Source organism: Streptomyces sp. NBC_01788 (assembly GCF_035917575.1).
Lineage (GTDB): Bacteria > Actinomycetota > Actinomycetes > Streptomycetales > Streptomycetaceae > Streptomyces.
Genome location: NZ_CP109090.1, coordinates 7,009,887 through 7,022,942 on the forward strand (window position 1 = coordinate 7,009,887; position 13,056 = coordinate 7,022,942).

Annotated in this window: 2 protein-coding genes (1 of these 2 cut by a window edge); both read right to left on the reverse strand. The window is 72.4% G+C overall.

Going from position 1 to position 13,056, the window contains the following annotated elements:
* On the reverse strand, positions 1–11,697 hold the full coding sequence (locus tag OIE49_RS31430) for a non-ribosomal peptide synthetase (RefSeq protein WP_326805246.1): 11,697 nt from the start codon (positions 11,695–11,697) through the stop codon (positions 1–3).
* Positions 11,691–13,056: the end of a non-ribosomal peptide synthetase gene (locus tag OIE49_RS31435; RefSeq protein ID WP_326805247.1), read on the reverse strand. It continues 12,806 nt past the right edge of the window; 1,366 of the gene's 14,172 nt are visible here — the last part of the coding sequence; its start codon lies off the right edge, out of view — the gene reads right to left on this strand; its stop codon occupies positions 11,691–11,693. The genes OIE49_RS31430 and OIE49_RS31435 overlap by 7 nt, the downstream gene beginning before the upstream one ends.

The window sequence follows — 13,056 nt, forward strand, 5'->3', positions numbered from 1 at the left end:
CTACTTGCTTTCCCCGAGCTTCTCGGCGAGTACGCGGCCGATTTCCGCGGCCGGTTCAGCCTGCATCATATGGGCGTGGGTACAACGCACCACCCTGTATTCAATTTTTCCCGTCACGAACGGCCGCCAGCGTTCGGCCCGTTCGGCGAGTTCCGCGGCAGGCACCGTCTCGTCGGGCTCGGCGACGAGGACCAGTACGTCGCTGTCGAGCGGCCGCGGCTCGAAACCGCCGATGAGGGTGCGGCTGTTCGCGAACACCTGGGCCAGCGCGGCGATGGCGGACTCGTCGAGGTTGGCGAACACGCTCTGCCGTTCCCTCAGCACCTCTGCCACCATCGCGTACTCCAGCGGTTCGTCGCCCAGGCTGTCCATGTCGTGGCCGACGAAGTCCAGCATGATCCGCAGCGCGTCCTGCTGGTCGGGCAGGCGCTCCGGTTCCGGCTCGGAGCGGTCGATGGGGTACTGGTCGAGGTTGGCCAGCAGCCCGACCTCCTCGCCCGCGGCCCGGAGCTGGGTGGCCATGGCGTGGACCACCAGACTGCCCAGCGACCAGCCGAGCAGGTGGTACGGGCCGTTCGGCTGGACGCCGCGCACCTGCGCGACGTAGTCCGCCGCCATCTCCTCGATGCTGCCCGGCAGGTGCGCCGAGGGATCGGCGAGGCCCCTGGCCTGGAGACCGTAGAGCGGGCGGTCCGCACCGATGTGCTTCATCAGCCCGGAGTAGACCCAGCTCAGGCCACCCGCCGGGTGCACGCAGAACAGGGGTGCCTTGTCGCCCGTGGTGCGCAGCGGCAGCAGCACGTCCAGGGTGTCCCCCTCGGTGTCGCCCGCGAGCCGTTCCGCCAGCTCCGCGACGGTGGGCGCCTCGAAGATGGTGCGGATGCTCAGCCGTACGCCGAACGTGGCGCGGACCTTGGTGACCAGCCGCATCGACATGATGCTGTCGCCGCCGACGTCGAAGAAGCTGTCGTGCACGCCGACCGTCTCCAGCCCGAGCACCTCGGCGAACAGGCCGCACAGGATCTCCTCCCGCGGAGTGCGCGGCCCCGTCCAGTCCGTGGGGCTGAAGTCGGGCGCGGGCAGGGCCTTGCGGTCGAGCTTGCCGTGAGGGGTGAGTGGCAGCGCGTCGAGCACGACGAACGCGGCGGGCGTCATGTGGTCCGGCAGCCGCGCGGCCAGGGCGTCACGCAGCCGGGGCACCTCGACCGTCGCCCCGTCCGCCGGTACCACGTAGGCGACCAGGCTCTTCGTGCCCTCCTCGTTCTCGCGGACGACGACGACCGCCTGACCCACGGTCTCGTGCCGGCCGAGTACGGTCTCGATCTCGCCGAGTTCGATGCGGAAGCCGCGGATCTTGACCTGTTCGTCGGCGCGTCCGACGAACTCCAGGGTGCCGTCCGGGGTCCAGCGGGCGATGTCGCCGGTGCGGTAGACGCGTGTCCCGGGTGGGCCGTAGGGGTTGGCGAGGAAGCGTTCTGCGGTGAGTGCGGGGCGGTTGAGGTAGCCGCGGGCGAGTCCGTCGCCGGTGACGTACAGCTCGCCGGCGACACCGTGGGGGACGGGGCGGAGCGAGGCGTCGAGGACATAGGCGCGGGTGTTGATGACCGGGGTGCCGATGGGGACCGGGCCGCCGGGAGTGAGCGGGGCGCTGATGGTGGCGGCGACGGTGGCTTCGGTGGGGCCGTAGGCGTTGGTCATGCGGCGGCCGGGTGCCCAGTGGGTGACGAGTTCGGGTGGGCAGGCGTCGCCGCCGACGATGAGGCCCTGGAAGTGGGGGAGTTGGGCGGCCTGTTCGGTGGGGATGCTGGCGAGTGCGGCCGGGGGGATGAGGGCGTGGGTGACCTGGTGGTCGCGCAGCACCTCGGCCAGGGCTTCGCCGACCAGGGGGCCGGGGGGTGGGACGACCATGGCGGCACCCGCTGCGATCGCCGTGCACAGCTCCAGCACGGAGGCGTCGAAGCTGGGTGAGGAGAACAGCAGGACGCGTGAGTCTGCGTTGACGGTGAAGCGTTCGACGCAGGTGGTGGCGAAGGTGGCGAGGCCCCGATGGGAGACGAGGACGCCCTTGGGGCGTCCGGTGGAGCCGGAAGTGTAGATGACGTAGGCGGGGTGGTCCGGTCGCAGAGCGGCGGCGTTCACCGGAGAGCTGTCGGTGCCCGGGTCGGTGTCGGTGGTCAGCCAGCGTGTCCCGCCGCGGACTTCCGCGAGCCGTTCGGCGGTGTCCTCGGTGGAGAGGATCAGCGTGGGAGCCGCGTCGCCGAGGATGTACTCGATGCGTTCGGCCGGGTAGTCGGGGTCGATGGGCAGGTAGGCGCCTCCTGCTTTGAGTACGGCGAGTTGGGCCACGACCATGTCGACCGAGCGGGGCAGGACGAGTGCCACCAGTCGCTCGGGGCCGACTCCGGCGTCGATCAGGACGCGGGCGAGCCGGTTGGCCCGTTCGTCCGTCTCCCGATAGGACAGCGACTCCTCGCCGTGCACCAGTGCCACCGCGTCCGGGTCGCGTTCCACGGTCGCGCCGAACAACTCCGGGAACGTCACCGGCACCACATCACCACGCGCCGTGTCGTTCCACTCCACCAGCACACGATGCCGTTCCTCGGGGGACAGCAGTTCGGCTTCGCCGACGGCCCGGTCCGGGTCGGCAGCGAACTGGCCGATCAGCCCGACCAGCCAGTCCATCCAGCGCACCATCTCGGCGCGCTCGAACAGCTCGCCGCGGTACTCGAACTTCAGCAGTAGTTCGCGGGTCGGAACGGCGATCAGGGAGACCGGGTAGTGGTTCGCGTCCCGTGCCTCGAGGCCGGTGATCCGCTGCCCCTCCGTGGGCTTGCCGAGCGTTCCGGTGTCCATCGGGTAGTTCTCGGTGACGGTGAGGGTGTCGAAGAGCTGGTCGACGCCCTGCGCACGGAGGATGTCCGGCAGGCCGAGATACTGGTGGCCCATCAGCTCGGTCTGCCGGCTCTGGAGACCGCCCAGCAGCTCCGCCCACGACTCGCCGGGCCGCACCCGGACGCGTACCGGCAGTGTGTTGATGAACAGGCCGACCATGTTCTCCACGCCGTCGATCTCCGGCGGGCGGCCCGAGACCGTGCCGCCGAAGACGGCGTCGTCGCGTCCCGTCAGCCGTCCCAGCAGAACACCCCAGGCCGCCTGGACGACGGTGTTGAGGGTGACACCGCAGCGCCGGGCCGCCGCGTTCAGCGCGGTGGTCAGCTCCTCGGGCACGCGGAACAGCAGCTCGTCCGGCACGGTCGCCCGGCGGCCGGAGTCCTCCGGCGCGATGAGCGTCGGTTCGCTGACGCCTTCGAGCACCCGCTGCCACGCGGCGAGCGCGGTCCCGCGGTCCTGCCGGCCCAGCCAGGACAGGTACTCACGGTAGGGGGTGGGCGCGGGAAGGTTCCCGCCCGCGTAGAGCACGAACAGATCGCGCATCACCAGCGGAGCGGACCAGCCGTCCAGCAGGATGTGGTGGGTGGTGAGGACGAACCGGCAGCGGTCCTCGCCCAGTTGGACGAGGGTGAACCGGAACAGCGGCGGCCGTTCCACCTCGAACCGGTCCACGCGGTCGGCGGCCATGAACGCGGCCAGCTCGGCGTCCCGCTCCTCGGGCGCGAGGCCGCTGAAGTCCACCTCCCGCCACGGCAGTTCCACCCCGCGCCGCACCACCTGCACGGGCCGGTCCAGGCCCTGCTGCCGGAACGCGGCCCGCAGGTTGGCGTGCCGGTGCAGCAACCCGGCCGCGGCCTCCCGGAGCCTGGGGGCGTCCAGGCCGCCCTCGACGTCCACGGCGATCTGAATGTTGTAGACGTCGGGGGAGTGCTCGTCGAACTGGGCGTGGAAGAGCAGGCCCTCCTGCAACGGAGTGAGGGGCAGCACGTCCTCGAGCTGCTCCGGGTCGGCCGCCTCCACCATGTCGATCTGGGCCTGGGTCAGCGGAACCAGCGGAAGGTCGGAGGGGCTGTGACCACCGGCCGAGGGGCGCGCCACGTGCGCGACCAGCGCGCCGAGCGCCTCGAACCAGGTCTCGGCGAGCTCCCGCACCTCCTCCTCGGTGAACAACGCGTCCGCCCAGGACCAGACGGCGACCAGCCGCGGCCCGTCGGCGCGGTCCTGGGTCTGCGCGTTCAGGTCGATGCTGTGGCTCAGCGGTACGTCGGTGTCGCCGCCGCCGCCGAGTCCGCCGGACTCCGGGGCCGGGCTCCACTCCTGCGGCGTGGCCCGCGTCTCCTCCTCGGCGATGGCGAACCGGCCCAGGTAGTTGAAGCCGATCTGCGGCTTGGGCAGGCCCGCGAGCATCATGCTGGTCTGCGGGTTGAGGTAGCGCAGCAGGCCGTACCCGATGCCGTTCTCCGGCAGCCTGCGCAGCTGCTCCTTGACCTCCTTCAGGGCCCGACCGGCCGACGGGCCCCCGGCGCAGAACTCACCCCAGTCGAGCGGGCCCGGGTCGACCCGGACCGGGAAGAGGCTGGTCAGCCAGCCGACGGTGCGGTGCAGGTCGACACCGTCGACGATCTCCTCACGGCCGTGGCCCTCCAGGTCGATCAGCACGCCCGTGTGGTCGCCCCGGCCGTGGGTCTGCCGCCACTGAGCCACCGCCGCGCCGAACGCGGTGAGCAGGACGTCGTTGACCCGGGCGTGGAAGGCGGCGGGCACGGTGGTGAGCAGCGCGGCGGTCAGGTCGGTGGGCAGGACCAGCGACATGGTGCGCGCGGTCGCGGTGATGTCCCGTCGCGGGTCGAGCGGTTCGGGGGTCAGCAGCGGGTCGGACGCGCCGAGCACGTCCAGCCAGGTCTCCAGCTCCCCGACCCGCTCGGCGTCCTGCGCGGCCTCGGTCAGCCGCTGGGCCCAGGTGCGCAACGAGGTTCCCACCGGCGCCAGTTCCGGCGTCCTGCCGGCCGCCACCTCGGCCCAGGCCTGAGCCAGATCGGGCAGCAGGATCCGCCAGGAGACGCCGTCCACGACCAGGTGGTGCACGACCAGCAGCAGCCGGCCGGGAGCGGAGGGACCCGCGTCGAACCACACCGCCTGCACCATCGCCCCGGTCTCGGGGTCGAGCCGGTCCCAGGCCGCCTGAACGTGCTCACCGATCCGGGCGTTGGTCTCCTCCCGGCCCAGCCCGGCGATGTCGACCCGGCGGACGCAGTCGGCGGCGCGCAGTTCGCCGCGAGACGGTATGTCCAGGTTCCAGATCAGCCCGCCGGTGCGGCGCAGCCGCATCCGCAGTGCGTCGTGGTGGTCGAGCACCGTTTGGAGGGCGGCTTCCAGGCGCCTCAGGCCGAGTTCGGCCGGGACGACGACCATCATGGTCTGGTTGAAGCGCCGGATCGGTCCGCCGCGCTCCCGCATCCAGTGGATGATCGGCAGCAGCGGCACCGAGCCGACGCCGTCGGTGTCCGCGCGGCTCACGGCGGACGTCCCGGCACCTCCGGCGGCAGCCGCGAGGCGAGCGACCGTCTTGTGCTCGAACACGTCCCGGGCGGTGAACTCGACGCCTGCCGCGCGCGCCCGGCTGACCAGCTTGATGGAGACGATGCTGTCGCCGCCGAGGTCGAAGAAGCTGTCGTCGATCCCCACCTCGGACAGGCCGAGCACCTCGGCGAACAGCCCGCACAGGATCCTCTCGGTCTCGTCGCGTGGCTCCCGGCTGCCCCGGGTCGAGGTGAACTCGGGCGCGGGCAGGGCCTTGCGGTCGAGCTTGCCGTGAGGGGTGAGCGGCAGCGCGTCGAGCACGACGAACGCGGCGGGCATCATGTAGTCGGGCAGACCGGCGCTCACCCGCTCCCGCAGCCGCGCGGTGTCGATCTCGGAGGCGGCGGCGGGCACGAGGTAGGCGACGAGCTGCTTGCGGTGCTCTTCGTCCTCCCGCGCGTTCACCACCGCCTGGGCGACGGCGGAGTCCTCGGCGAGTACGGTCTCGATCTCGCCGAGTTCGATGCGGAAGCCGCGGATCTTGACCTGTTCGTCGGCGCGTCCGACGAACTCCAGGGTGCCGTCCGAGGTCCAGCGCGCGACGTCGCCGGTGCGGTACATCCGCGATCCGGGCCGGCCGAAGGGGTCGGCCACGAACCGCTCGGCGCTCAGCGCGGGGCGGTTGAGGTAGCCGCGGGCGAGTCCGTCGCCGGTGACGTACAGCTCGCCTGCGACACCGACCGGGACGGGGCGCAGCCAGGCGTCCAGGACGAAGGCGCGGGTGTTGATCACCGGGGAGCCGATCGGCACGGCCCCGCCGGGGGTCAGAGGCGTGCTCGTCGAGACGGCGACGGTGGCTTCGGTGGGGCCGTAGGCGTTGGTCATGCGGCGGCCAGGTGCCCAGTGGGTGACGAGTTCGGGTGGGCAGGCGTCGCCGCCGACGATGAGGCCCTGGAAGCCGGGGAGTTCGACGGCTGCTTGGGTGGGGATGCTGGCGAGTGCGGCCGGGGGGATGAGGGCGTGGGTGACCTGGTGGTCGCGCAGCACCTCGGCCAGAGCTTCGCCGACCAGGGGGCCGGAGGGCGGGACGACCATGGCGGCGCCTGCGGCGACCGCCATGCACAGCTCCAGCACCGAGGCGTCGAAGCTGGGTGAGGAGAACAGCAGCACGCGCGATCCTGCGTCGACTGCGAACCGTTCGACGCAGGAGGTGGCGAAGGCGGCCAGGCCCCGATGGGAGACGAGGACGCCCTTGGGGCGTCCGGTGGAGCCGGAGGTGTAGATGACGTAGGCGGGGTGGTCCGGTCGCAGAGCGGCGGTGCTTATCGGGGAGCCGTCCGTCCCCGGGTCGGTGTCGGTGGTCAGCCAGCGTGTCCCGCCGCCCACTTCCGCGAGCCGTTCGGCGGTGTCCTCGGTGGAGAGGATCAGCGTGGGAGCCGCGTCGCCGAGGATGTACTCGATGCGTTCGGCCGGGTAGTCGGGGTCGATGGGCAGGTAGGCGCCTCCTGCTTTGAGTACGGCGAGTTGGGCCACGACCATGTCGACCGAGCGGGGCAGGACGAGTGCCACCAGTCGCTCGGGGCCGACTCCGGCGTCGATCAGGACGCGGGCGAGCCGGTTGGCCCGTTCGTCCGTCTCCCGATAGGACAGCGACTCCTCGCCGTGCACCAGTGCCACCGCGTCCGGGTCGCGTTCCACGGTCGCGCCGAACAACTCCGGGAACGTCACCGGCACCACATCACCACGCGCCGTGTCGTTCCAGTCGTGCAGCAACTGCCGCCGTTCGGGCGCCGAGAGCACGTCGACGGCACGCACCGGGAGTTCCGGGTCGGCTGCCATGGCCTCCAGGAAGCGCACCAGCCGCTCGCCCAGCTCCTCGACGGTCGAGCGGTCGAAGAGGTCGAGGCGGAACTCCACGAGGCCGCTGATCCCCTGAAGTCCGCCCTCGCGGTCGATGCTCTCGTTGAAGCTCAGGGAGAGGTCGAACTGGGTCGACTTGACCGGCACTTGGTGCACGGTGCAGTTCAGGCCGGACAGGCCCATGCTGCTCTCCGGCGTGTTCTGGAGTGCCAGCGAGACCTGGAAGAGCGGGTGGCGGGCCAGTGAGCGCTCCGGGTTGAGCACCTCCACCAGCCGCTCGAACGGCACGTCCTGATGGGCGTAGGCGGCGAGGTCCGCCTCACGCACGCGGCCCAGCAGCTCGGTGAAGGTCGGATTCCCGGACAGGTCGGTGCGCAGTACCAGCGTGTTGATGAAGAAGCCGACGACCCGCTCCAGCGCGTCGTCCGTGCGGCCCGCGATCGGGCTGCCCAGCACCACGTCGGAGGTCGAACCCAGCACCGACAGCAGCGAGGCCAGGCCCGCCTGGAGCACCATGAACAGGGTGGTGCCGGTCTGCCGGGCCAGCGCGGCGAGATCACGGTGCAGTTCGGCCGGCAGGTGCAGCAGCACCGAGTCGGCCCGGTAGTCGGCCTCGGCGGGCCGCGGCCGGTCCGTGGGCAGGCGCAGCTCGTCCGGCAGGCCGGTCAACGTCTGCTTCCAGAAGTCGAGTTGCCGGTGGATCAGGCTGTTCTCGTCGTCCTCGGAGCCCAGGATCCCGTAGTTCCACATGGTGTAGTCGGCGTACTGCACCGGCAGCGGCTGCCATTCGGGCGCCGTACCGGCGGCCCGGGAGGTGTAGGCACGTGCCAGGTCGGCGGAGAACGGGTCGAGCGACCAGCCGTCGCCGGCTATGTGGTGCAGCACGGTGAGCAGGACGTGGGACTCCGGGCCGGTCTCGAACAGGGTGACCCGCAGGGGGGTCTCCACGGCCAGGTCGAAGCTCTGCGCGGAGGCCGCGGTGATGGCGGTGTCCAGGTCCTCCGCGGTGGTCCGCACGACGGCCAGCTCGCAGCCCCGGTCCGCAGGGAGGATGTCCTGGCGCGGCTCGCCGTCCCGGTCCGGGAAGACGGTGCGCAGGCTCTCGTGCCGGGCGACCACGTCCCGTACGGCGGCGCGCAGTGCGTCGACGTCGAGCGGGCCGCTGATCTGCACCGCGAGGACGATGTTGTGGGCGGTGCTGCTCTGCTCGAAGCGGTTCATGAACCAGAGCCGGCGCTGCGCGTAGGACAGCGGGATCTCCGCCGGCCGTTCCCACGGCCGCAGGGTGGCGCGGGCGCCGGCCGCGCCGCCGATCCTGCCGACCAGTTCGGCGACAGTGGGTGCCTCCCACAGCTCCCGCAGCGGCAGTTCGACCTCGAAGACCGATCTGATCCGGCTGACCACACGGGTCGCGTGCAGCGAATGGCCGCCCAGCTCGAAGAAGTTGTCGTGGACGCCCACCGACGTCAGGTTGAGCATCTCCGCGAACAGGCCGCACAGGATCTCCTCCTGCGGGGTGCGCGGGCCCTGGCGGGTGACCAGGGCGGCGAAGTCGGGGGCGGGCAGCGCCTTGCGGTCCACCTTGCCGTTGGGAGTCAGCGGCAGCGCGTCCAGCGGGACGAAGACGGCCGGCAGCATGTAGTCGGGCAGCCGGGTCGCCGCGTGGGCGCGCAGCGCGTCCACCGCCGGCACCTTGCGGCCGGAGACCGGCACCAGATAGGCGACCAGACGGTTCTCGCCCGACTCGTCGTCCCGGGCGACCACGGTGGCCTGGGAGACGTCGTCGTGCTCGGCCAGCACCGCCTCGATCTCGCCGGGTTCGACCCGGAAGCCGCGGATCTTCACCTGGTCGTCCACCCGGCCGACGAACTCCAGCTGGCCGTCGTCCGACCAGCGCGCCACGTCGCCGGTCCGGTACATGCGGGAGCCCGGCGCGCCGTACGGGTCGGCCGTGAACCGCTCGGCGGTCAGTCCCGGCCGGCCCGCGTAGCCGCGGGCCACGCCGTCCCCGGCCAGGTACAGATCGCCCGCGACACCGACCGGGGTGGGGGACAGCGCCGAATCCAGCGCGTAGGCACGGGTGTTGGCGATCGGCCGGCCGATCGGCGGAAGCCCCGGCCGGTCGCCCAGCAGCGCCGAGGTTGACCAGACGGTGGTCTCGGTCGGGCCGTAGACGTTGGTGACCTCGGCGGCCAGCGCGCGCAGCCGGGCGGCCAGGCCCGCCGGCACGGGCTCGCCGCCGACCAGGACCCGCAGCCCGGCCAGCGCCATCGGCCGCTCCGAGACCAGTGCCTGCCACAGGGTGGGGGTCGCCTGCATGAGCGTGGCGCCGGTGCCGGTGATCAGCCGCCCGAGCGCCGGCGGGTCGAGCACCTGGTCGCGGGAGGCGATGACCACGGTGGCGCCCGCGCTCAGCGGTACGAACAGTTCCAGCGCGGCGATGTCGAACGCGACGGTGGTGACCGCGACCAGCCGGTCGGCGGCGTCGACGCCGAACCGGGCCCGCATGTCGGCGACCAGGTTGGCGATGTTGGCGCGGGAGACCACGACGCCCTTGGGGCGGCCGGTGGAGCCGGAGGTGTAGATCGCGTAGGCGGGGTGGGCCGGACGGACCGGCGCGGTCAGGTCGGCGTCGCTCGGGCCGGTGCCGGGATGCCGCGCGAGGGCGTCGGTGACGGCGGTCTCGTCCAGCACGACGCGCCGCACGCCGGGGACCTCGGGCAGGCCGGTCACGGAGGAGTCGGTGAGCAGCGCGCAGGGGCGTGCGTCGTCGAGGATGTAGCCGATCCGGTCGGCCGGGTATTCCGGGTCCAGGGGGACGTAGGCGCCGCCGGTCCTGAGGACCGCGAGCAGCGCCGTCAGCAGGGCCGCCCCGCGCGGCAGGGCCACGGCGACCCATGACTCCGGTCCGACGCCCGCGGCGGCGAGGTGGCGGGCGAGGCGGTTGGCGCGCTGGTCCAGCTCACGGTAGGAGACCTCGCCGTCCGCGTCGATCACTGCGACGGCGTCCGGGGTGAGCGCCGCGTGCCTCTGGAAGGCGTCGACGACGGATTCGGCGCCCACGGGGACCGCGGTGTCGTTCCACTCCGTCAGCAGCAGGCGGCGTTCGGCCGGGGGCAGGGCCTGGACCCGGCCGACGGGTGCCTCGGGGTCGGCGTGGATGAGGGTGAGGATGCCGACCAGCGTGTCCAGGATGCCCTGCGCGCGCTCCCGCTCGAACAGGTCCGGGCGGTAGCCGAGCCGGATCCGCATGCGCCGGCCGGGCGCCGGGAACAGGCTCAGCGGGTAGTGGGTCGCGTCCTGGCCGACCGCGCCGGTGATCCGCAGGCCCTCGGCGAGTTCGCCGAGTCCGTCGGCCTCCACGGGATAGTTCTCGAACACGACCAGGGTGTCGAAGAGTTCGCCGCTCACCCCGGACTGCGCCTGGGCGTCGGCGAGCGTGAGGTGGTGGTGGTCGAGGAGGTCCACCTGCCGCCGCTGCTGCCGCTGCAGCAGCTCCGCCCACGATTCGGCCGGCCGCGCGGAGACCCGCACCGGCAGGGTGTTGATGAACGAGCCGACCATGTTCTCCACGCCGGGGACCGCCGAGGGCCGGCCGGAGACGGTGCCGCCGAAGACGACGTCGTCGCGTCCGGTCAGCTTGCCCAGCAGGACGCCCCAGGCCGCCTGCACCACGGTGTTCAGGGTGACCTCGCAGCGCCTCGCCGTCTCGGCCAGCCCGCTGCTCAGCTCCTCCGGCAGCGTGACCAGCAGGTCCTGCGGGACCACCGCGCCGCGCTCGGCGTCCGGCTCGACCAGGGTGGGCTCCTGGACGTCGCCCAGCGCGTCGCGCCAGGCGGCGAGGGCGGCCCGCCGGTCCTGCCGTCCCAGCCAGGACAGGTAGTCCCGGTAGGGCGTCACCGGCGGCAGCTCGCCGCCGGAGTAGAGCGCGAACAGCTCGCGCATCAGCAGCGGTCCCGACCAGCCGTCGAGCAGGATGTGGTGGTTGGTCATCAGGAACCGGCAGCGGTTCCCGCCCAGCCGGATCAGGGTGAAGCGCAGCAGCGGCGCACGTCTCAGGTCGAACGGGCGCACCCGGTCAGCGGCCATCAGCTCGGCGAGCCGGTCCTCCCGCCCGTCGGCCGGACCGTCGCTGAGGTCGATCTCGGACCAGGGCAGCTCGACGTTGCGGTACACCACCTGCACCGGCTCGCCGTTCTTGCGGCGGCGGAAGCCGACCCGCAGGTTGGCGTGCCGGCGCAGCAGCCAGGCGGCCGCGTCACGGAGCCGGCCGGTGTCCAGGGCTCCGTCCAGGTCCACGGCGATCTGCACCGTGTAGACGTCGAGGGCGCTCTCGTCGTCCTGCGCGTACTGGGAGTGGAACAGCAGCCCTTCCTGCAAGGGCGACAAGGGCAGGAGATCCTCGATGCGCGACTGGTTCACCATGACAACCCCTCGTCGTCCAGTTCGTTCTCGAACTCGTCCAGTTCCTGCTGGTCCACCGTGACCAGCGTGGGCGTGCCCGGCCGGGCGGGTGCCGCCGTCAGGGCACGGGCGCGGTCCACCATGGACGTCAGCGCCCGGAACCAGGCCTCGGCCAGGTCCCGTACGTCCGCCTCGTCGAACATCCCGTCGGGCCATGCCCAGGCGGCGACCAGCCGCGGACCGTCGGCACGGTCCTCGGTCTGCGCGTTGAGATCCAGGCTGTGTGCCATGGGCATGGCCGCGTCGCCGCCGCCGGTCAGTCCGGCCAGGCCGGGTGGCGGGCTCCAGTCCTGGGCCGGGGCGTCACCGCCGCCCGCGGCGAACCGGCCCAGATAGTTGAAGCCGAGCTGCGGCGTGCGCAGGGCGGCCAGCTGCGGTCCGGTGCGCTCGTTGAGGTAGCGCAGCAGTCCGTAGCCGATCCCGCCGTCGGGCAGTTCGGCGAGCTGGGCGCGCACCTTGGCGAGCACGGCGTCCACCGCCGCGCCGCCGCCCCAGAAGTCGTTCCAGTCCACCTGCCCCGGATTGAGGCGCACCGGGAAGGAACTGGTGAACCAGCCGACGGTACGGCCCAGATCGGCGCCCCTGACCACCGGCTCGCGGCCGTGGCCCTCCATCTCGACCAGCACCGCGTTGCCCCGGGTCGGCCGGCGCCGGGCCCGCCAGGAGGCCACGGCCACCGTGTAGGCGGTGAGGAGTACGTCCTTGATCCCGGTGCCGAGGGTGCCCGGCACGCTCGTCAGCAGCGGCTCGGTCACCTCGGTGGGCAGGGTGAGGCGCAGGCTGTGCGCCGTGCCGAACACGTCACGCTCCCGGTCCAGCGGCCGGGCACCCAGGAGCGGGTCGGGGCCGCTCAACGCGGCTCGCCACAGTGGCAGTTCCTCGATCCGGCGCGCGCTGTTCGCCTCCTCGGCCAGGCGTCCGGCCCAGGTGCGCAGCGAGGTGGGCACCGCCTCCAGGAGCGGCTCCCGGCCGTCCGCCGCCCGGGACCAGGCGGTGGCCAGGTCCGGCAGCAGGATCCGCCAGGACACGCCGTCCACCACCAGGTGGTGCACGGCCAGCAGCAGCAGTCCGGGCCGGCCGGTACCGGCGTCGAACCAGACCGCCCGCACCAGAGAGCCGGACTCCGGGGTGAGCCGCCGCGCCGCTGCCCGGCCGTGCTCCACGAGCAGCGCACGTTGCGCCTCGGTGTCGCCGGAGGCGGCGGCGTCCGCGAAGTCCACGCGGTGCACCAGCTGTTCGGCGCGCACCTCGCCCCGGGGGCGTACCTCGATCCGCCAGTCGTCGTCGCCGTCCCTGGCCAGCCGGAGCCGCAGCGCGTCG

Coding starts and splice junctions, on each gene's coding strand:
- OIE49_RS31430 (WP_326805246.1), bottom strand. CDS start 11,697: ATGGTGAACCAGTCGCGCATCGAGGATCTCCTGCCCTTGTCGCCCTTG.